Below are 21,326 nucleotides of genomic sequence, written 5' to 3' on the forward strand. Positions count from 1 at the left end.
GCAGTGACAACAGATACTATCGTGGCACAGGCCACCGCTCCAGGCCGCGGTGGTGTAGGCATAGTCAGAGTCTCGGGGCCCAAGGCCCAAGCCGTTGCACAGGCATTGCTGGGCCACCAGCCCAAGCCAAGATATGCCGATTACTGTGATTTCAAGGGAAGTCATGGAGAAGTGCTGGATCAGGGGATCGCCCTGTTCTTCAAAGGCCCGAATTCCTTTACCGGTGAAGACGTACTGGAACTTCAGGGCCATGGAGGCCAAATCGTCATGGACATGCTGATTAAGCGAGTCCTCGAAGTCGAGGGGATCCGCTTGGCACGCCCTGGGGAGTTCAGCGAACAGGCCTTTATGAATGACAAGCTGGATCTGACCCAGGCAGAAGCGATTGCCGATCTTATCGATGCCACCAGTGAACAGGCCGCCAAGAGCGCACTGCAATCACTCCAAGGCGAGTTTTCCCGCGAAGTGCATGAGTTGGTGGAACAGGTTACCAATCTGCGTCTTTATGTCGAGGCCGCCATCGACTTTCCCGATGAAGAGGTGGATTTCCTCTCCGACGGTAAGATTGCCAATGCCCTTTATCGCATCATAGATAAACTGGACTTGGTACAGGCCAGTGCCAAACAGGGCGCTATCATCCGCGAAGGGATGAAAGTAGTGATAGCCGGCCGCCCCAACGCCGGTAAGTCCAGTCTGCTCAACGCCCTGGCGGGAAAAGAGTCGGCGATTGTCACCGAAATAGCCGGCACCACAAGGGATGTATTGCGGGAGCATATCCACTTGGATGGCATGCCACTGCATGTCATAGACACAGCTGGCCTGCGCGACACCACTGACACAGTGGAACAGATAGGGATAGAAAGAGCCTGGGCCGAAATCGCCACCGCCGACAGAGTGCTGTTTATGGTAGATGGCACAGAAACCCAAGCGATTGATCCCCATGAAATCTGGCCGGACTTTATTGATCGCCTGCCGGAAAACCTCGGCGTCACTGTGGTACGTAATAAGGCGGATTTGACCGGTGAGTCACTGAGCCCCTGCGAAGAGAAAGGCTATGACGTCTTTAGGATCTCAGCCAAAACCGGACTCGGGGTCGATGCGCTGAAACAGCACCTCAAGAACCTGATGGGCTATCAAAGTAACCTGGAAGGCGGTTTTATCGCCCGTCGCCGTCACCTGGAAGCCCTGGAAGTCGCCGGTGAACATCTGCAGCAGGGCAAAGTACAGCTGGAAGTCTATCAGGCAGGTGAGCTGCTGGCCGAAGAACTGCGCATGACTCAACAGGCTCTGGCCGAGATCACAGGCCAATTTACCTCTGATGATTTACTGGGAAGAATTTTTTCCAGTTTCTGTATTGGGAAATAAAGTGGGCAAATAACGGAAAACAACAGCAAACGATAGCAGATAACCCACTGATTTTATTAGTTCGTCATTTTCCGTTTGTTGCCAAATCTAGTCCCCATTTGGGCTCCATGACATGCTACTCGCACTGATTGGGGCCCAAGTGGAGTCTAAATATAAAAAATCACGACGCCCCCCAAAAACCTACCCAGCGCCAACACAATAAAGAACATATGCTTCTCGCCGAAAACGACTGGTTGAGTGGCAATCTCAGAAGCATAGATTTGAGAATCGAACCAAGCGTTCAGCTAGCTTCATTGATTACTTTCACCTAAATCGCCAAACTGAAAATTTCACCGAACACAGTGAAAATGCATCTCCTACATATTTATCGAAAAATAACCTTAAAGAATTGATTAATATGATGTCATCATACTAATGAATTAATCCTTCAGGGTGTATGCCTGAGTAATTTTTATTCCCAAGGGCAATTGAGTCATCGAAGGATTGCTCTAATAATAACCGCTAAATGACTATCAATTGCTTCAAGGGGTTGAAGCTATATACCACGAAAATTTCACGGTCACGGTACGACTTGGTATATCGAAATTGTTGCTCTAATTGCCATTACAGCCAAATCAACAAACCCTGAGGCGGAGCACTGCCAAGGCTGGTGGCTTGAACGCTTACAACGAGACTGCTTCAAAGGGCAGTACTCGTAAGTAACCAGCACAAGTAAGGATAAAGGCCATAGTTATAAACGGCCTATTCCTGTTTCTGGATAAATAACTTAGTCCTTCAGAGGGTTGTAGAATGTCATTTCGCTTGATGCCATCGTTTTCAAAGTCAACTTTCACCCGCGTCGCGCTCGGTGTGTTCCTTTTGGGAACTACCTCCATTTTGATGGCAGACGAGAGTGGCGAACCAGCGCAATTACTGATGGACAGGTTCCCCAAGCCCCATGAGATAGAGTTTGCGCGCCAAGGTGTGGCCGAGGCCAATATCAATAAGCCTTGGGAAACAGCTTGCCCCTATAGAGAGCTAACAGGCACTGCCGAGGCAGAGGACGAGTTTTTCTTTCGCTGCCAACGTTGGGGCGACTGTGTGTCTGCGGGTGGTTCGGCCAGCATCTACAGCGAGGCGTTCTTCCAGAATCATCAACGACAACCTAAAGATCAGGTACCTTGGGAGTCTTACAGGGATGGCAGCATATTTCTTCTCGAGCCATCCGATTTCGAGAGGGTCACCGGTCACTTGAGACAGTATGCCCTGAAATCTGCAGAGGAAAACTGGCGCTTGTTTGAGGGGCGGGATGCTGCCGCGGCAAGTGACTTGGTGGAGAAGAAATTCTGGCAATGGTGCTCTGCCGAACCTCTGACTTTGTGGAAGGCAGAATATCAGTAGCAGACGTACCCACACCCAAACAACAAATTTAATTTGAATAGAGACATCAGGTCTGTCAGGTGGTGAGTCTCACGGATCAAGATGATCCGCCACCTTGGCAGTAGTCTCAGCGATATTGCATATATCTTTGATGAACCCAGCGTCGGGCTGCATGCCCGCGATGTCCGTCAACTCGCCAATTTACTCACTCGCCTGCGGAATAAGGGAAATAGTGTCCTCATAGTTGAACATGACCCAGATGTAATTGCCATTGCCGATCATGTTATCGATATGGGCCCTGGGGCCGGAGAAGCGGGTGGTCAGGTAGTTTATCAAGGCCCTTTTATAGGGCTCAAACAAGCAGATACCATGACAGGCCAAGGCTTGCGCCGAAAAAGTTCTCCAAGAGTATCACAGCGTAAAAACTCAGGTTGGCTCAAGCTTGAGCATCAGTCTATGTTCAATGTTCATGATCTGTCGGTCGATATTCCCCTCGGGGTCGTAACCGTGGTTGCCGGTGTCGCAGGCTCGGGGAAATCGATGTTAGCCAATAGGATATTGCCCCGCCTTTATGCAGACGTGGTGGTGATTGATCAAGATGATCTTCGCGCATCCTCCCGTTCAACCCCTGCCAGCTATCTCGGTATCCTGGATGATATACGTCGCCATTTCGCCAGGCAGAGTGGCAAAGCTGTCGGTCTATTCAGTAACAATGCAGCCGGGGCTTGCCCTGCATGTAAAGGACGAGGTGTTGTACGCACAGATCTTGCGTTTCTTGAAACTATTGAGTCTATGTGTGAAACCTGCCAAGGTTCGGGATACAGCGGGGAAGCCGGCACCATTTGAGTCGCTGGAAAATCTATCGTTCAGATAATGAACATGCGCCCGCAAGAGGTTCTGCAGGTATTCAAGCACCAGACGAAAATAGTAAATGCACTGACACGCCTGATTCAGGTAGGACTCGGCTACATACAGATAGGTCAGCGGCTGTCCACTTTATCCGGAGGTGAAAGGCAGAGACTCAAACTGGCAGCAGAACTGGAACGAAGCGGAGGCATTTATGTCTTTGATGAACCCAGGTCTGCATATGGCCGATGTCGAGCGCCTGCTCGAGCTGTTTACCTTACTCGCAGATCAAGGAAAAACAGTGATAATCGTCGAGCATAATCTTGAGATGATAGCCAATGCCGACCACGTAATAGAAATGGGCCCGGGAGCCGGAAAACATGGCGGAAAGATAATCTATCAGGGCCCTCCGTTAGGAATGCTGACTTCCGCTACTTCGGTCACAGGCCCTTTTTTGGAGGAACAGATGTCAGGGAAACATGAGTTACTTAGGGCCTAGCGCTCGGCAATCACAAAGCTGGCGACCATAGGATTGTGATCCGACACATCTGTTTCCGGCACATACAGCTCTTTGGGTTTCAATCCTCGATAAAAGAGATGATCCAAAGGATACCCCAGAACTCTTACCCTGTTATCCTCGCCAAAATGAGCCTCATTCAATCCCAAAGAGGAAGCGAAGGCGGCCAGCAACATACTGCGTTCCTCACTCCAGGTATTGAAATCACCCGCCAGAATAATAGGCCCCACTACTCTTTCCTCAGCCAGGGCTTCAGTCAAAGACTTAAGTTGCTGCCGATATTCCTCGATACCGACACTGAAGTTAATTCCATGGACATTTACCACAGTCAATAATGTACCATCAGACAAAGGATATTCAGCGACCAAGGCCGTCTTGGGCAAACGCAACCAGGGCTCAAGAGTGCGGTAGCCACAACTGCTCAAGGGAGCGCTGCGTGACAGATTCATCACTCCGGCCGGGGTATCCAATACACTGAAAGCGTTGGCGAAACGCCAAAACCACTGCGCAGCACTCAAATAAAGGTACATGCCGGGATCCAGACTGGCTTCCTGCAGCAGCACCAACTGCCTGCCTGTTGTAAAATCATCGAGACGAGAACGCCACAGGCCGTTTTGCTGCTTCTGAATATTCCAGATCAACACGCCAAACTCACCATTCTTATCCAGCGCCTTTGCCGTTGGCGTTTGGATACAGGCCGCGCCGGTATTGGAATCAACCCCATCAGATTGCAGTTGAACATCTGCCGGTACGGTAAACAACCAATGCCATCCCCCTAGTATCACCAGCAAAGAAAGCAACGGGAAGATCAGCAACCACTTCAGTTTCATATCAGCCTCAAGCGCAGAAAGAGCCTACAACAGGATCAATGCAATAGTGCCCAAACTCAGGTTACCCAAGGCTGTCTGTCACCGCAAATTGGATTAATATGGGCCGATTAAATCAAGGCGCCAGGCGCTACATACAGAGAGGATTATCATGGCGAAAGTCGAAGTATTAGTTGGAACCACCTTGGGAGGAGCCGAATATGTCGCCGAAGAACTCATCAATAAGCTTGAACAAAACGGCCACCAGACAAGCCTGTACTTAACCCCACAGTTGGGGCAACTGGATCCCAAAGCCCTTTGGTTGATCGTTTCCTCCACCCACGGGGCCGGCGATCTTCCGGACAATTTGCAGCCCTTCTATCAGGAATTACTCCAGTCAAACCAAAACCTGCAGGACTGTCGGTATGCTTTATGTGCGATCGGCGACTCGAGTTACGACACTTTCTGCCAAGGCCCGGAAAAGCTGCTACAGCAACTGAGCGCCAAGGGAGCCAAGCCCTATGTGGATAAGATCCAGATCGATGTTCAGTACGATCCCGTACCGGAAGATCCAGCATTGGCATGGCTCGACGACTGGCTGCCCGAGTTATAAAATGCTTTTCAACCTGAATAAAGCATCAAGTACTCACAATTTAGATCTAACTTACCCACAGATTAAGTCTAAAAAACATAACTCTGTGGATAATACTTTATTTTGATCTGATCAATCTTTGTATGAATCAGATCCTCGATACGGCCCAGATCCGCCTTGTGGATAAGATCGCGATCTATCCCCAGCTTTAATGGAGATAGATCGCCAACAGATCACAGGATCATTTCAATTTAAGCTGTTGTTTTAAATAAACAATAAGCCTTACCCACAGCAAAGTGCGATCCTAATAGTAAACACAATAAGAAGATCTATATAAAGATCTTAAGATCTATAAGCCTGATCCCCTGCGATCCAAGAGCACAAAATAGAGCATTCACCTGCATCATTACAGATGCTAAAATGATCGGCTGATATTCCTTTTTCATCCCTTACCCAGCCAAAGGTAAATCTATGCGTTTTCATGAACGGTTTGATGTAATTGTTGTAGGTGGTGGTCATGCCGGAACTGAAGCCGCATTGGCTGCTGCCAGAATGGGTGTCAATACCCTACTCCTGACCCACAATATTGACACTTTGGGTCAGATGTCCTGTAACCCGGCTATAGGGGGTATAGGTAAAGGGCACTTGGTTAAAGAGATAGATGCCTTGGGTGGCGCCATGGCAACAGCAACTGACTATGCCGGGATCCAATTCAGAACCCTGAATTCAAGTAAGGGTCCAGCGGTAAGAGCTACCAGAGCCCAAGCGGATCGAGCCTTGTATCGGCAAAAGATCCAACAGATATTACAAAACCAACCTAACTTAAGGATCTTTCAACAGGCTGTTGACGATCTGGTTGTTGAAAACAACAGAGTCATAGGGGTTGTCACCCAGATGGGGCTGGCTTTTGAAGCACCTGCAGTGGTGTTGACTGCCGGCACTTTCCTCGGTGGCAAGATCCACATAGGTCTGGAAAACTACAGTGGTGGTCGTGCCGGTGATCCTCCGGCGATCGCCCTGGCCCACAGACTCAGGGAGTTGCCTATTCGGGTTGGCCGTCTTAAGACAGGTACACCACCGCGTATCGATGCCCGCAGCGTCAACTTCCAGCAGATGACTGAACAGCAGGGGGATAATCCTCTTCCTGTGATGTCTTTTATCGGAGATGTGAGTCAGCATCCACAGCAAATTTCTTGCTATATCACTCATACCAATGAGAAAACCCATGAAATCATTCGTGGTGGCTTGGATCGAAGTCCCATGTATTCAGGGGTTATCGAAGGTATAGGTCCGAGATACTGTCCATCGATTGAAGACAAGATCCATCGCTTTGCCGACAAGAGTTCTCACCAGATCTTTATTGAACCCGAGGGGCTCAATACCAATGAGTTATACCCCAATGGTATCTCCACCAGTTTGCCATTCGATGTACAAATTGCCTTGGTTCGCTCGATCAAGGGGATGGAAAATGCCGAGATCATGCGTCCAGGCTATGCCATCGAATATGATTATTTTGATCCCCGAGATCTGAAAAATTCGCTGGAAACCAAAACTATAGATGGGCTGTTCTTTGCCGGTCAGATCAACGGGACCACAGGTTATGAAGAAGCCGGAGCTCAAGGTTTGCTGGCGGGCATGAATGCAGCTTTGCAGGTACAAGGCAAAGACGCCTGGGCACCTAGACGTGATCAGGCTTATCTCGGTGTGTTGGTGGACGACCTCTCGACTCTGGGCACCAAAGAGCCCTATCGCATGTTCACCAGTCGCGCCGAATACCGCTTGCTGCTGCGTGAAGACAATGCTGATCTGCGCCTGACCGAGAAAGGTCGTGAGTTGGGCTTGGTTGACGATCAACGCTGGGCCAAGTTCTCTGCCAAGGTTGAGGCGATTGAATCTGAGCTGCAACGCCTGCGCAGTCAATGGATCCATGTGAATTCACCTCTGGTTGAAGCGCTGAATCCGCATCTCAATACGCCAATATCTCGCGAAGCCTCGTTTGAAGAGCTGTTGCGTCGTCCTGAGTTGGATTATGACAAGCTTATGGGGATCGAAGGCTTTGGACCGGGTCTTGAGGATCGTCAAGCCGCTGAACAGGTGCAGATCCAGGTTAAATATGCCGGTTATATTCAGCGCCAGCAGGAAGAGATCGCCAAAGCGCAGCGCAACGAAAATACCGGCCTGCCGCTGGAGCTCGATTACAACGAAGTGCCGGGCTTGTCCAATGAAGTGATCGCCAAACTCAATGCCCATAAACCGGAAACCATAGGCCAGGCTTCCAGGATCTCGGGGGTAACTCCGGCAGCCATCTCCATTTTGCTGGTGCATCTGAAAAAACGGGGATTACTGCGCCGCTCGGCCTGATACCGTGAACTATTCCAGAGCCGGGGAAGCAGTGGATGCTTCCCTTGGCCGTTTTGGGGCCGCATAATAGCCCCGCAGTATTTTTCTGGGGAGAATACCCGTGCTTGCAGCACAGTTAAAAACATATCTGGCAGAGACTGGCCTCAATGTATCGGATGAACAGCAGCAACAACTGCTCGGTTTTGTTGCCATGCTCAACAAATGGAACAAGGCCTATAACCTGACCTCGGTGCGCGATCCTGAGCAGATGCTTATCCGGCATATCATGGATAGCCTGGTCGTCTCCCCTCATCTCAAGGGGCAGCGTTTTATTGATGTGGGTACTGGCCCTGGGTTACCAGGTATTCCGCTGGCGATTTTGAATCCGGATAAAGAATTTGTGCTGCTCGATAGCCTGGGCAAGCGGATCCGTTTTCAAAAACAGGTTCAGATTGAACTCAAATTAAAAAATATACAGTCGGTTGAGAGCCGGGTGGAAGCCTTTCAGGATCCACAAGGGTTTGATGGGGTGCTCAGTCGCGCCTTTGCCTCAGTGGCAGACATGTTAAGCTGGTGTCAGCATTTGCCGGCGCAAAATGGGGTATTCTATGCCCTTAAAGGGCAGTTGAACCCTGATGAGTTGACCGGGATCCCTGAGGGATACAGCATCAGGGAATCCATCGAACTCAAGGTTCCTAAATTGGATGAACAGAGACATCTGCTGATCATAGCTCCCCAGGTTTGAATGCCTTGCAATTGGCTGGCGTATCAAGCAACTTGATGCAAACGGAACCGGGCATCAATAACAAAATTGACAGACAAGGTGACAGTGTGGCGAGAATTATTGCCGTAGCCAACCAGAAAGGTGGCGTTGGAAAAACAACAACTTGTGTTAATTTGGCAGCCTCTTTGGCGGCAACCAAGCGGCGGGTGCTATTGATCGATCTGGATCCCCAGGGCAATGCCACCATGGGGAGTGGTGTCGACAAGTACGAAGTTGAAAACACCGCCTACGAGTTGCTGGTGGAAGAAAAGAGTTTTGACGAAGTCGTTGTGCGTAACACAGCCGGGAAATACGATCTCGTTGCCGCCAACGGTGATGTGACTGCCGCCGAAATCAAATTGATGGAGTTCTTTGCCAGAGAGATTCGCTTGCGCAATGCCTTGGCAAAAGTACAGGATGAGTACGACTTCATCTTTATCGACTGCCCTCCTTCGCTGAATATGTTGACAGTAAACGCCATGTCGGCGGCCGACTCAGTACTGGTTCCCATGCAGTGTGAGTACTATGCCCTGGAAGGCTTGACCGCCCTGATGGATACTATTTCCAAGCTGGCGGCCATGGTCAATCCCAAACTCGGGATCGAGGGGATACTGAGAACCATGTACGATCCCCGAAACCGTCTGGCCAACGATGTTTCCGATCAGCTGAAACAGCATTTCGGTGACAAGGTTTACCGCACTGTTATCCCAAGAAATATTCGCTTGGCCGAGGCGCCGAGTTTTGGCGCACCGGCGATGTACTATGACAAGAGCAGCGCCGGCGCCAAGGCTTATTTGGCTTTAGCCGGCGAAATTATTCGCCGCTCCGAACAGAACCCGCAAGCGAAACAGGCATAAAGGAATGAGCATGACACCGAAAAAACGGGGTCTGGGCAAGGGCCTGGACGCACTTTTGAGTACCAGCCATGCGGCGAGCAAGAAGCGAGATGATGCCGAGCAATCCAAGGTTGATGCCGGCGAAACTCTGCTTACCCTGGATGTGGATCTGCTGCAGCCCGGCAAGTATCAACCCCGTAAAGACATGTCGCCCGAGGCTCTGGAAGAGCTGGCCGAATCCATCAAGGCTCAGGGAGTCATTCAGCCCATTGTGGTGCGTAAGATCAGCGATGACAAATACGAAATCATCGCCGGTGAACGTCGCTGGCGCGCGGCGCAAATTGCCAAGCTGGACAAGGTGCCCTGCATAGTCAAACAGGTTGCCGATGAGGCTGCCGTGGCTATTGCCCTGATTGAAAATATTCAGCGGGAAGACCTCAATGCCATGGAAGAAGCCATTGCGCTTAACCGCTTGATCGAAGAATTTGATCTCACTCACCAACAAATAGCTGATGCTGTGGGAAAATCCCGGGCTACCGTTTCGAACCTGCTGCGGCTCAATGGTCTGAATGAACCGGTAAAGCGGTTGTTGGAGTATGGTGATATCGAAATGGGTCATGCCCGAGCCTTGCTGGCCTTGCAAGGTGAAGAGCAAACTTCTGTTGCCCGATTGGTGGTGGCGAAGGAATTGACCGTTCGTGAAACCGAACGATTGGTAAATAAGGTCTTAAATCCTGCCAAAGAGGCCGAAAAGCCTGTAAAAGATACCGATGTTGCCCGTCTGGAGAGTCAGTTAATTGAGAGGTTAGGCGCAAAAGTTTCCATTTCCCACGGTAGTAAGGGAAAGGGAAAAATTGTAATTAACTATCAAAATCTGGCTGAATTAGACGGTATTCTTGCCAAAATCCATTAAAAAAACGTGGTTAACGCTTTTTAGTGTAAATTTGTGACGTTTGTTAATATTGCATTTATACGAATTTGGGTCTGTATCACGTTAAAAGGTGAGGTTTTTACTTATCTCAAAGTTGCAAAGAAGACTTGAAAAGGTATACTTTCGCAAGCTTTTTGTACCTCGACTCCATACGGATATTTGTAGTCCGGTCATCGAAACAAAAAGTAGTAATGCGGAGAAGAATGATTGAGTAAGGTTTTAGCGCGTCGTGGCCGTTGGTCAGCCTATAAGTTGGTGATGATGCAGGCGGCGATAGCTGGGGGTGCTTCAATTATCTTTTTCGCCGTGTGGGGAGCCCAGTTTGGCTATTCTGCTTTGGCAGGAACTGCCATAGCTGTGCTCCCTAATTTTGTATTCGCGACCCTGGCTTTTTCCCATATGGGAGCAAGCGCTGCCGGTAAAGTTCTCAAAGGCTTTTACTGGGGGGAAGCGGTAAAGTTGCTGTTAACAATAGCATTGTTTTCGCTGGTATTTATCAATTTAAAGGTCGCATTTATGCCCCTTTTTGTTTGCTATGTACTGGCGTTGGTAGTGCATTGGGCAGCTCCTTTGTACTTCAAGCAAAGTTAAGTGGGATGAATCATGGCTGCATCTGGTGAAGCATTAACACCGCAGGGCTATATCCAGCATCACCTTACCAACCTTACCGTTGGTGAAGGTTTCTGGACATGGCACGTTGATTCATTGCTCTTTTCGGTTGGTCTTGGCGTGCTGTTTCTGTGGTTGTTCCGCAGCGTTGGCAAAAAGGCAACTTCTGGCGTTCCCGGTAAGCTTCAATGCTTTATCGAAATGATCGTCGAGTTTGTCGACAACAGCGTTAAAGATACATTCCATGGTCGCAATGCCTTGATAGCACCTCTTGCTCTGACTATTTTCATGTGGGTATTCATGATGAATCTCATGGATATGGTGCCCGTTGACTGGGTACCACATGCGGCCTCTCTGGCTGGTGTGCCTTATCTGAAAATAGTACCGACTACTGACCTTAACATCACTTTCAGCCTCGCGTTGGGCGTGTTTGTGCTGATTATTTACTACAGCATCAAGGTCAAAGGTGTGTCAGGTTTTGCGAAAGAACTGACGCTACAGCCCTTCAACCATTGGGCAATGATACCCGTCAACTTCCTGCTCGAAATAGTTACCTTGATAGCTAAGCCCATTTCATTGGGGCTACGTCTTTTTGGTAACTTGTATGCAGGTGAGTTGATCTTCATCCTTATTGCGCTGATGTATGGTGCCAACTTGGCGATTGCCGCTCTGGGTGTGACTCTGCAACTGGGCTGGCTGATCTTCCATATTCTGGTTATCACGCTGCAAGCGTTTATTTTCATGATGCTGACTATCGTTTACCTAAGCATGGCTCATGAAGATCATTAAGGACTGCTGAAGAAATTTTTTAACTAAATCATCAACTAACATAGATTTAGATACTGGAGATACAGATGGAAACGATTCTGGGCTTTACTGCAATTGCTGTTGCTCTGCTCATTGGTTTGGGTGCACTGGGTACCGCTATCGGTTTCGGCCTTTTGGGTGGTAAGTTCCTGGAAGGCGCTGCGCGTCAACCAGAAATGGCTCCTATGCTGCAAGTTAAGATGTTCATCGTAGCGGGTCTGCTCGACGCCGTAACCATGATCGGTGTAGGTATTGCACTTTACATGCTGTTTACTAACCCACTGGGTGCAATGCTGTAATAAACGCTTCTGTCTTAACTCTAAATAGGAGGCTGTTGTGAATATCAACGCTACCCTAATCGGTCAGACGGTCGCCTTTATTATCTTCGTGTGGTTCTGCATGAAGTTTGTATGGCCCCCTTTGATGAATGCCATCGAAGCGCGCCAGAAAAGGATTGCTGATGGTCTTGCTGACGCTGACCGTGCAGCAAAAGACCTGGAGTTGGCTCAAGCGAAAGCGACTGACCAACTGAAAGACGCCAAGGCTACAGCCAACGAAATCATTGAGTCTGCCAACAAGCGCAAGGCTCAGATTATTGACGAAGCCAAAGCTGAAGCAGACGCTGAGCGTGCGAAAATCATTGCTCAGGGTAAAGCAGAAATTGAAGCTGAACGTAATCGCGTGAAAGAGGAACTGCGTAAGCAGGTTGCTACTCTTGCCATCACTGGTGCAGAGAAGATCCTCGAGCGTTCGATTGATGAAGCCGCCCAAAGCGACATAGTTAATAAACTAGTTGCTGAAATTTGATAAGGGAGTTGAGTTATGGCTGAGTTAACCACCATTGCTCGCCCTTACGCTAAGGCAGCTTTTGACTTTGCTGTTGAACATCAAGCAGTAGAAAACTGGGCAGAAATGCTCGATTTCGCGGCAATGGTGAGTGAAAACGAATCCATGAAGCCACTGCTGGCTGGATCTATGTCCAGCAATAAGCTAGCTGCACTCTTTATCAATATCTGTGGCGAGCAAATTGATGATCACGGTCAAAATCTGATCAAGGTAATGGCTGAAAACGGTCGCTTGGAGGTACTGCCTGCTGTATCTCAGCTCTATGCTGAGTTTCGCCACGAATGGGCTAAGGAAATCGAAGCCAGCGTGGTGTCTGCTACTGAGCTTAGCTCTGAGCAGCAACAGCAGATCAGTGTTTCTTTAGAGAAACGTCTCGCACGCAAAGTTAAGCTGAATTGCAGCGTCAACGCCGAGCTTATCGCCGGTGTAATTATCAAGGCAGGGGATCTGGTTATAGACGGATCCATCCGCGGTAAATTGAACCGCCTGTCTGATAAGCTGCAGTCGTAATTGGGAGTTTGAGCATGCAACTGAATTCCACTGAAATCAGCGATCTGATTAAGCAGCGGATCGAGCAGTTCGAAGTCGTCAGTGAAGCCCGCAACGAAGGTACTATCGTTTCGGTCAGTGACGGCATCATCCGCATTCACGGCCTGGCCGATGTAATGCAGGGTGAGATGATCGAACTGCCTGGCAACCGTTATGCAATCGCGTTGAACCTTGAACGTGATTCTGTAGGTGCCGTAGTTATGGGTCCTTATGCCGATCTGGCTGAGGGCGTAAAAGTTAAAACCACTGGCCGTATTCTGGAAGTTCCAGTGGGTCGTGGTCTGCTGGGACGTGTTGTTAACACCCTGGGTGAGCCAATCGACGGTAAAGGACCAATCGACAACGATGGTTTTGCACCTGTTGAAATGATTGCTCCTGGTGTTATTGAGCGTCAATCCGTATCTCAACCGGTGCAAACCGGTTATAAAGCGGTTGATGCCATGATCCCTATCGGTCGTGGTCAGCGTGAGCTGATCATCGGTGACCGTCAAACCGGTAAAACTGCGATGGCTATTGACGCCATCATCAACCAGAAAGATTCCGGCATCAAGTGTGTGTACGTTGCAGTAGGCCAGAAGGCTTCTACTATTGCCAACGTAGTACGCAAGCTGGAAGAGCACGGTGCTCTGGCCAACACTATTGTTGTGGTTGCTACTGCTTCTGAAGCAGCTGCCCTGCAGTACCTGGCACCATACTCTGGTTGTACCATGGGTGAATATTTCCGTGACCGCGGTGAAGATGCTCTGATCGTTTACGATGACCTGTCCAAGCAGGCTGTTGCTTACCGTCAGATCTCCCTGCTGCTGAAGCGTCCACCAGGCCGTGAAGCTTACCCAGGTGACGTATTCTATCTGCACTCTCGTCTGCTGGAACGTGCTTCCCGCGTGAACGAAGAGTACGTTGAGAAGTTCACCAATGGTGAAGTAAAAGGCAAGACGGGTTCTTTGACCGCTCTGCCAATTATTGAAACCCAGGCAGGTGACGTATCTGCGTTCGTACCGACCAACGTAATTTCTATTACCGACGGTCAGATCTTCCTTGAAACCGACCTGTTCAACTCTGGCCTGCGTCCAGCGGTTAACCCAGGTATCTCTGTTTCTCGTGTAGGTGGTGCGGCTCAGACCAAGATCATCAAGAAACTGTCCGGCGGTATCCGTACTGCTCTGGCACAGTATCGAGAGCTTGCTGCGTTCTCACAGTTTGCGTCTGACCTTGACGATGCAACTCGTGCCCAGTTGGAGCACGGTGAGCGTGTAACCGAACTGATGAAGCAAAAGCAATACGCTCCTATGAGCGTAGCTGACCAAGCTGTATCTATTTTTGCAGCTGAAAAAGGCTACCTGAAAGGTATTGAGCTGAAGAAGATCGGTGACTTCGAAGCCGCTCTGCTCTCTTTCATGAACGGCGAGCATGCTGAGCTGATGAAGCTGATCAACGATAGCGGCGATTACAATGCCGAAATCGAAGCTGAGCTGAAGGCTGGTCTCGACAAGTTCGTGGCAACCCAAACCTGGTAAATACATGCGAGGTGTCATAAGGCACCTCAGGTCCAGATTGGAGAGTAGAGATGGCCGGCGCTAAAGAGATTAAAACCAAGATCGCGAGTGTGAAAAACACTCAGAAGATCACGTCCGCCATGGAAATGGTGGCAGCCAGCAAAATGCGCAAGGCGCAGGACCGCATGGCTGCAAGCCGTCCATATGCGGAGAGCATGCGTAAGGTGATCGGTCACGTCGCTCAAGGTTCTCTGGAGTACAAACACCCCTACCTGGAGGTGAGAGAACCCAAGCGGGTTGGTTACATAGTAGTGGCAACCGACCGTGGCCTTTGTGGTGGTCTGAACGTCAACCTGTTCAAAAAGGTTGTCGCAGACGTGAAAAGCTGGAAAGAGCAAGGTGTAGAAGTTGAATTCTGCCCTATCGGTGCTCGCAGTGTTCAGTTTTTCAAGAGCTTTGGTGGCAAGGTACAGGCCCATGCTTCAGGTTTAGGTGATGCTCCCAAGCTCGCTGACCTAATTGGTACTGTGCGGGTAATGCTCCAGGCTTACAACGAAGGCAAGCTGGATCGTCTGTATGTGGTATTCAACAAGTTTGTTAATACCATGACGCAGACTCCTGTGATCGAGCAGCTGCTACCTTTGCCTAAATCAGACGAAGATGACGTAGCGCATCGCTGGGACTACATCTATGAGCCAGATCCAAAGGTCTTGTTGGACAAGCTTTTGGTTCGTTATGTGGAGTCTCAGGTGTATCAGGGTGTCGTTGAAAACATTGCTTCCGAGCAGGCTGCCCGTATGGTGGCCATGAAGGCAGCAACAGACAACGCCGGCACGCTGATCGATGATCTGCAACTGGTATACAACAAGGCCCGTCAGGCGGCGATTACGCAAGAGCTGTCGGAAATTGTGTCAGGTGCAGCCGCGGTTTAGGCTGGGTAACGAATACAAGTTTTAGAGGATTAATCATGAGCACAGGTACTGTTGTCCAAGTGATTGGCGCGGTTGTGGACGTTGAGTTTCCACAAGATGCCGTACCTCAGGTATATGACGCTCTGAAGATCACAGGCGAAGGCGCCTGTAAAGGCTTGGTGCTGGAAGTTCAGCAACAGCTGGGTGGTGGTGTAGTTCGTACCATCGCCATGGGTTCTTCCGATGGTCTGCGTCGTGGTATCGAGGTAGAAAACTCTGGTTCACCAATTTCCGTTCCGGTTGGGGCTGCGACCCTTGGCCGTATCATGAACGTTCTGGGTGAGCCTGTGGATGAAGCGGGCGCTATCGGTGAAGATGAGCGTTATATCATCCACCGTGATGCTCCTTCTTATGAAGAGCAATCTAACACCACTGAATTGCTGGAAACCGGCATCAAGGTTATTGACCTGGTATGTCCGTTCGCCAAGGGTGGTAAAGTAGGTCTGTTCGGTGGTGCGGGTGTTGGTAAGACAGTTAACATGATGGAACTGATCAACAACATCGCTAAAGCCCACTCAGGTCTGTCAGTATTCGCCGGTGTAGGTGAGCGTACCCGTGAAGGTAACGACTTCTACTACGAGATGAAAGACTCAGGCGTACTGGACAAGGTAGCCATGGTGTACGGTCAGATGAACGAGCCACCAGGTAACCGTCTGCGTGTTGCTCTGACCGGTCTGACTATGGCCGAGAAGTTCCGTGACGAAGGTCGTGACGTACTGTTGTTCGTTGACAACATCTACCGTTACACCCTGGCTGGTACCGAAGTATCGGCACTGCTGGGTCGTATGCCTTCTGCTGTGGGTTATCAGCCAACACTGGCTGAAGAGATGGGTGTTCTGCAAGAACGTATTACTTCTACCAAAGTGGGTTCTATCACTTCGGTACAAGCGGTATACGTACCTGCGGATGACTTGACTGACCCTAGCCCGGCAACCACCTTCGCCCACTTGGATGCGACTGTGGTACTGTCTCGTCAAATCGCTTCTCTGGGTATCTACCCAGCGGTTGACCCACTGGATTCCACCTCTCGTCAGCTGGATCCACAGGTTGTTGGCCAAGAGCACTATGACGTGGCAAACGGTGTACAGACAGTTCTGCAGCGTTACAAAGAGCTGAAAGACATCATCGCTATTCTGGGTATGGACGAGTTGTCAGATGATGACAAGATGACAGTATCCCGCGCCCGTAAGATCGAGCGTTTCCTGTCTCAGCCATTCCACGTAGCTGAAGTCTTTACCGGTTCTCCAGGTAAGTACGTGCCCCTGAAAGAAACCATCCGTGGCTTCAAGGGAATTCTGGACGGTGAGTTCGATCACCTGCCAGAGCAAGCGTTCTACATGGTTGGTTCAATCGACGAAGCCGTTGAGAAAGCCAATAAGAAATAACTAGGCAATATTGCATAGTTTGGTAAGGAGAACGGGATGGCAGCCATGACAGTACAGCTTGATATCGTCAGTGCAGAGAGCAAAATCTTCTCAGGCCTTGTTGCCCATTTACAGGTAACAGGTTCTGAGGGTGAACTGGGTATTATGCCTGGTCACACTCCGCTGCTGACCAATATCAAACCTGGCATGGCGCGCATCGTCAAACAAAATGGTCAGGAAGAGGTGTTTTACCTTTCAGGTGGTTTACTGGAAGTTCAACCCAATTCCGTGTCCGTATTGGCTGATGTTGTAATGCGTGCCGATGAGATTGACGAGCAGGCTGCAGTAGAAGCCAAGCGTCGTGCTGAGGCCCACATGGCCGATGCCGGTGCTGACTTCGATTATGCTGCGGCAGCAATTGAACTGGCTAAGGCCGTGGCTCAGTTGCGGGTCGTTGAGACCATCAAGAAGAACATTGCCAGATAACAGCACTGCTGAAAAAAGGCGCCTCAGGGCGCCTTTTTTGTGTCTGTTATTCCTGCTTGCCTCAAGCAGATTTGCAAGCTTCCAAGCTGCGTGAGCGCTGCATTTTTTCTGTGATTCCGGTACACTTGCGCCAGCCTATAGAAAAGGAATCTCCCATGTCATTGAATGTTGTAATTCTCGCCGCCGGGAAAGGGACCCGGATGCGTTCCGATTTGCCTAAAGTCCTGCATAAGGTTGCCCATAAGCCCATGGTGCAGCATGTGATTGATACGGCTCATTCACTTAATGCCGACAAGATCAATCTGGTTTACGGTTATGGCGGCGACAAGCTGATGACGGAACTGGGCGAGCAACCGCTTAACTTTGTGCTGCAGGCTGAACAACTTGGCACTGGCCACGCGGTAGCCCAGGCGATTCCCCAGATAGATGACAATGACACTGTATTGGTGCTCTATGGTGACGTTCCCCTCACCCGCAAGGAAACTCTGGAAGCCCTGCTTGCTGCCAGGCAAAACGATGGCGTAGCCGTACTGACAGTGCATCTGGATGACCCAAGCGGCTATGGCCGTATGGTGCGCGAGCATGGCAAGGTGGTTGGCATAGTCGAACAAAAAGATGCTACTGCCGAGCAACTCAAGATTAATGAGATCAACAGCGGCATCATGGCATTGCCGGGCAAACAATTGAAAAACTGGCTCGGACGCTTGGAAAACAACAATGCTCAGGGCGAGTTTTATCTTACTGATGTGATTGCCATGGCTCACGCAGATGGTGTGGCCATAGACACGGCTCATCCAGTTAATTCCATAGAGACCGAAGGCGCCAATAACAGGGTGCAGTTGGCGGCGTTGGAACGTGCTTATCAGCAACGCTGTGCTGAAGCCTTGATGCTGGATGGTGCCAACTTAAGAGATCCGGCACGCATAGATGTTCGCGGTGAAGTGACCGTCGGCATGGATGTGATGATAGATGTTAATGTGATCTTCGAAGGTAAAGTGGTGCTGGGTAATAACGTGACTGTAGGCGCCGGGGCAATCCTTATCGATTGTGAGATTGCCGACAACGCCGAGATTAAGCCTTACAGCATAGTAGAGGGCGCCAAGTTGGGTGATGGCGCCAGTGCCGGCCCGTTTGCTCGTCTGCGTCCGGGCGCTGAACTTAAGCAAGATGCCCACATAGGCAATTTTGTTGAGATGAAGAAAGCCGTACTCGGTGTGGGCTCCAAGGCTGGGCATCTGGCTTACCTCGGAGATGCACAAATTGGCCAAGGGGTAAACATAGGGGCCGGTACCATTACCTGCAATTATGATGGCGCCAACAAACATCTGACCGTTATTGAAGATGAAGTGTTTGTCGGCAGCGACACTCAACTGGTTGCTCCTGTCACTATCGGCAAGGGAGCCACACTGGGAGCCGGTTCCACTGTAACCCGTGATGTCGGCGCTGATGAACTGGTTATTACCAGGGTCAAGCAGAAACATATCAAGGACTGGAAGCGTCCACAAAAGCAAAAGAAGTAATTCCCTTAAATGAAAGCACCCATCTGGGTGCTTTCTATCTCACAAACCCGCGAATGGGTTTGAAGTCAATCATATTTAATTGTAAATATCCGTAAAGAAACTTAAATACTAATTCTTCTCATTTATATTTGCTGGCAAAAATAGAACAGATTGCCGGTCCGGCATCGAGAATGAGGTGATTATGAGGTTTAAGTTTTCCTGTGTAGGTATGGCTGTGGTTGCTGCTATCTCTTCAATGCCACTGGCAGCAGAACAAGCGCCAGAAGATATTGAACGCATCAGTGTTACCGGCCGTAGCTTCAATGATTATAAGACCGGCGTTGCCTCAGGTGCGATGCGTGGTGATATCAATCTGATGGATACACCTCAATCCGTTACCGTTATCCCCGACTTTGTCACCGATGAACAGCTGGCAACGAACCTGGCTGAAGTATTGGTAAATGACTCTTCGGTCACAGCGGGTACACAGCGTTGGAACCGGCAGGTTTTCTCTATTCGGGGGTTTGAACTGGACTCTGGGTCGGGCTACTTGATCAATGGTCATCAACAGTGGTCGCACTATGTACAACCAATTGAAACCCTGCAGCAGGTAGAGGTACTCAAAGGTCCATCCAGTATGCTCTACGGCCAGTCAGGCCCTGGTGGCTTGGTTAATATGGTGACCAAGAAGCCGACCTACGACACTCTGTTTAACCTGGGGTTTGATACCGATGACAATGGCTCTACCCGCTTTCAGCTGGATGCCGGTGGTAGCCTAAACGAAGCTCAAACCATACGTTATCGCACAGTGTTGGTTAAGCAGGACACCCAATATTGGCGCGAATATCAGGATGGTGAAAATCAGGAAAGAGATCGTTGGCTGGGCTATTTAAACCTGGAGTTTGATCTCAGCGACGATATTACCTTGGCGTTGAAATATGACCACACCCAAGATAAGACCGGGATTGATGTGGGTGGCTGGTTGAATAAAAAAGGTGAGCTTATCGGTGGCAGAGACATTATCTGGGATATGCCTTGGGCATTTACCGATAATAAGGTACAGAACATGGGAGCCGATTTGGTTTGGCATCTCAACGATGACTGGAATGTGAAGCTGGGATATAACCACCAGAAGTTCCAGCGTCAGCGCTTGGATTCTGCTCCGTCTTATAATGAAAATGCGATGACGGATGGCTATAGCATCAGACCTTTCGATCGTTATGATGATTGGCAGCACAAGACTGCATATGTGGATTTCAGTGGTCATTTCAATACAGGCAGTATCGAGCATCAGTTGCTGATAGGTGCCAATTATCTGGACTACTTCTATCAACAACGTCGCGACCGCGGCGGCTCCATAACCGTAATTCCTGGTACAGGCCTACCTGCCAAGCCGGATCTTGATTATCACTCTGTGGCCAAGGGTGACCCTAGTGAATATGACTTCTATGGCGTCTACATTCAGGATTTAATCAGCTTGAATGAACAGTGGAAACTGCTCGCAGGTATACGCTATGACGAGCAAAAAGAAGACGGAGTTACCGACAGCGCAACGTCTCCCAAGTTTGGCATCATCTATTCGCCTACGGATAATGGCAGTATTTACCTGAACTACTCCAAGAGCTTTGTTCCTCAAGGAAGTGTTGATAACGAACTGGATCTTAATGACGGTATGGAACTGGATCCCGAATATGGTGAGCAGTATGAATTGGGCACCAAGTGGGAGCTGTTCGACAATAGCTTGTTGCTGACCGCTGCTGTGTTTGATATTAAGATAGACAACAGGATTGTCACTCACAGCTTGGATGTCCCTCAAGGTGATAAGAGCAAAATTACCCGTCAGGATGGGACTCAGCATCACAAGGGTTTCGAGATGGGAGCTCAGGGGCAGTTAAGTGATAAGTGGTTTATGACTGGTTCCATGATGTATCTGGATGCCACTTACAAGACGGGAGATGAACTGGATGGAAAGACTCCTATAGATGCTCCTGAATGGTCGGCCAATATTTGGACCCGTTATGAGATGACTGAAGCACTGGCTCTGAACTTCGGTGCCGTTTATGTCGGTGAGCGCTTTGCTGATAAAAACAATCAGATCACCAAAGACGGTTATGTACGTTTCGATATAGGTGCAGCTTATACCTTTGATATTGCCGGTACCAAGTTGGGTGTTCGCGCCAACATACGTAATTTGTTCGATAAAGATTATCTGGATGGCGGTGATTACCAGATGGTCACTATCGGTGAAGGTCGCCATTTCAGTCTGGCACTTGAAGCCAAGTTTTAATCGCCAATAGATATCATGCTATTCAGCAATGCCGGCCACTCCGTGACCGGCATTTTT

At 49.6% G+C, this 21,326-nt stretch carries 23 protein-coding genes; 22 read left to right on the forward strand and 1 reads right to left on the reverse strand.

Annotated elements, in window-relative coordinates; translation table 11 throughout:
• Positions 1-3 precede the first annotated feature (3 nt).
• The 6 genes from mnmE (at position 4) to ACF8D4_RS18485 (ending at position 4,069) form a co-directional block, all read left to right on the forward strand.
• Positions 4-1,365: a tRNA uridine-5-carboxymethylaminomethyl(34) synthesis GTPase MnmE gene (gene mnmE, locus ACF8D4_RS18460; RefSeq protein WP_392466144.1), complete on the forward strand. Its 1,362-nt coding sequence runs from the start codon at positions 4-6 to the stop codon at positions 1,363-1,365.
• Between the two features lie 326 nt (positions 1,366-1,691).
• Complete coding sequence (locus ACF8D4_RS18465; RefSeq protein ID WP_367889502.1) at positions 1,692-1,757, forward strand: hypothetical protein; 66 nt, start codon at positions 1,692-1,694, stop codon at positions 1,755-1,757.
• Between the two features lie 487 nt (positions 1,758-2,244).
• A complete protein-coding gene (locus ACF8D4_RS18470) occupies positions 2,245-2,745 on the forward strand; it encodes a hypothetical protein (protein ID WP_392468914.1) in 501 nt (166 codons plus the stop codon).
• Between the two features lie 81 nt (positions 2,746-2,826).
• Entirely contained in the window at positions 2,827-3,570 is a 744-nt protein-coding gene (locus ACF8D4_RS18475; protein ID WP_208142321.1) for a zeta toxin family protein, read from the forward strand.
• Between the two features lie 33 nt (positions 3,571-3,603).
• A complete protein-coding gene (locus ACF8D4_RS18480) occupies positions 3,604-3,891 on the forward strand; it encodes an ATP-binding cassette domain-containing protein (protein ID WP_175472244.1) in 288 nt (95 codons plus the stop codon).
• Positions 3,785-4,069 (forward strand): hypothetical protein, encoded by a 285-nt coding sequence (locus tag ACF8D4_RS18485; RefSeq protein ID WP_175472242.1) that lies wholly within the window; start codon positions 3,785-3,787, stop codon positions 4,067-4,069. Before ACF8D4_RS18480 ends, ACF8D4_RS18485 begins: the two co-directional genes overlap by 107 nt.
• On the opposite strand, the gene ACF8D4_RS18490 is transcribed toward ACF8D4_RS18485, so the two are convergent.
• Positions 4,066-4,917, reverse strand: a complete 852-nt coding sequence (locus ACF8D4_RS18490) for an endonuclease/exonuclease/phosphatase family protein (RefSeq protein WP_208137697.1) — start codon at positions 4,915-4,917, stop codon at positions 4,066-4,068. The genes ACF8D4_RS18485 and ACF8D4_RS18490 overlap by 4 nt on opposite strands.
• 148 nt (positions 4,918-5,065) lie before the next feature.
• Here ACF8D4_RS18490 and mioC point away from each other — a divergent pair, with 148 nt between their 5' ends.
• The 16 genes from mioC (at position 5,066) to ACF8D4_RS18570 (ending at position 21,269) form a co-directional block, all read left to right on the forward strand.
• Positions 5,066-5,506: an FMN-binding protein MioC gene (mioC, locus tag ACF8D4_RS18495; RefSeq protein WP_028780948.1), complete on the forward strand. Its 441-nt coding sequence runs from the start codon at positions 5,066-5,068 to the stop codon at positions 5,504-5,506.
• A gap of 450 nt (positions 5,507-5,956) precedes the next feature.
• On the forward strand, positions 5,957-7,846 hold the full coding sequence (gene mnmG, locus ACF8D4_RS18500; RefSeq protein WP_144135745.1) for a tRNA uridine-5-carboxymethylaminomethyl(34) synthesis enzyme MnmG: 1,890 nt from the start codon (positions 5,957-5,959) through the stop codon (positions 7,844-7,846).
• A gap of 100 nt (positions 7,847-7,946) precedes the next feature.
• A complete protein-coding gene (gene rsmG / locus ACF8D4_RS18505) occupies positions 7,947-8,570 on the forward strand; it encodes a 16S rRNA (guanine(527)-N(7))-methyltransferase RsmG (protein WP_025889675.1) in 624 nt (207 codons plus the stop codon).
• 86 nt (positions 8,571-8,656) lie between these two features.
• On the forward strand, positions 8,657-9,445 hold the full coding sequence (locus tag ACF8D4_RS18510) for a ParA family protein (protein WP_208137696.1): 789 nt from the start codon (positions 8,657-8,659) through the stop codon (positions 9,443-9,445).
• Positions 9,446-9,455: 10 nt separating this feature from the next.
• On the forward strand, positions 9,456-10,337 hold the full coding sequence (locus ACF8D4_RS18515; protein ID WP_025889677.1) for a ParB/RepB/Spo0J family partition protein: 882 nt from the start codon (positions 9,456-9,458) through the stop codon (positions 10,335-10,337).
• A 225-nt stretch (positions 10,338-10,562) separates the two neighbouring features.
• The gene (locus ACF8D4_RS18520) at positions 10,563-10,946 is read left to right on the forward strand and encodes an ATP synthase subunit I (RefSeq protein ID WP_028780951.1); all 384 of its coding nucleotides are present in this window, start codon (positions 10,563-10,565) and stop codon (positions 10,944-10,946) included.
• A gap of 12 nt (positions 10,947-10,958) precedes the next feature.
• Positions 10,959-11,753, forward strand: a complete 795-nt coding sequence (gene atpB, locus ACF8D4_RS18525) for a F0F1 ATP synthase subunit A (protein ID WP_025011728.1) — start codon at positions 10,959-10,961, stop codon at positions 11,751-11,753.
• 65 nt (positions 11,754-11,818) lie between these two features.
• Positions 11,819-12,070 (forward strand): F0F1 ATP synthase subunit C, encoded by a 252-nt coding sequence (gene atpE, locus ACF8D4_RS18530; protein ID WP_025011729.1) that lies wholly within the window; start codon positions 11,819-11,821, stop codon positions 12,068-12,070.
• A 37-nt stretch (positions 12,071-12,107) separates the two neighbouring features.
• Entirely contained in the window at positions 12,108-12,578 is a 471-nt protein-coding gene (gene atpF / locus ACF8D4_RS18535; RefSeq protein WP_028780952.1) for a F0F1 ATP synthase subunit B, read from the forward strand.
• A gap of 15 nt (positions 12,579-12,593) precedes the next feature.
• Positions 12,594-13,127: a F0F1 ATP synthase subunit delta gene (atpH, locus tag ACF8D4_RS18540; RefSeq protein ID WP_144437265.1), complete on the forward strand. Its 534-nt coding sequence runs from the start codon at positions 12,594-12,596 to the stop codon at positions 13,125-13,127.
• A 14-nt stretch (positions 13,128-13,141) separates the two neighbouring features.
• Positions 13,142-14,683, forward strand: a complete 1,542-nt coding sequence (gene atpA, locus ACF8D4_RS18545; RefSeq protein WP_025011731.1) for a F0F1 ATP synthase subunit alpha — start codon at positions 13,142-13,144, stop codon at positions 14,681-14,683.
• A 50-nt stretch (positions 14,684-14,733) separates the two neighbouring features.
• Entirely contained in the window at positions 14,734-15,594 is an 861-nt protein-coding gene (gene atpG / locus ACF8D4_RS18550; RefSeq protein ID WP_025889684.1) for a F0F1 ATP synthase subunit gamma, read from the forward strand.
• Between the two features lie 35 nt (positions 15,595-15,629).
• Positions 15,630-17,018, forward strand: coding sequence for a F0F1 ATP synthase subunit beta (gene atpD / locus ACF8D4_RS18555; RefSeq protein WP_025889685.1), 1,389 nt, complete (start codon positions 15,630-15,632; stop codon positions 17,016-17,018).
• 36 nt (positions 17,019-17,054) lie between these two features.
• A complete protein-coding gene (locus tag ACF8D4_RS18560) occupies positions 17,055-17,483 on the forward strand; it encodes a F0F1 ATP synthase subunit epsilon (RefSeq protein WP_025011732.1) in 429 nt (142 codons plus the stop codon).
• A 155-nt stretch (positions 17,484-17,638) separates the two neighbouring features.
• The gene (gene glmU, locus ACF8D4_RS18565) at positions 17,639-19,003 is read left to right on the forward strand and encodes a bifunctional UDP-N-acetylglucosamine diphosphorylase/glucosamine-1-phosphate N-acetyltransferase GlmU (protein ID WP_071237024.1); all 1,365 of its coding nucleotides are present in this window, start codon (positions 17,639-17,641) and stop codon (positions 19,001-19,003) included.
• 181 nt (positions 19,004-19,184) lie between these two features.
• Positions 19,185-21,269: a TonB-dependent siderophore receptor gene (locus ACF8D4_RS18570; RefSeq protein ID WP_208142320.1), complete on the forward strand. Its 2,085-nt coding sequence runs from the start codon at positions 19,185-19,187 to the stop codon at positions 21,267-21,269.
• The last annotated feature ends 57 nt before the right edge of the window (positions 21,270-21,326 follow it).

The organism is Shewanella sp. YQ_9 (genome assembly GCF_043103185.1).
GTDB classification, from domain to species: Bacteria; Pseudomonadota; Gammaproteobacteria; order Enterobacterales; family Shewanellaceae; genus Shewanella; species Shewanella algae.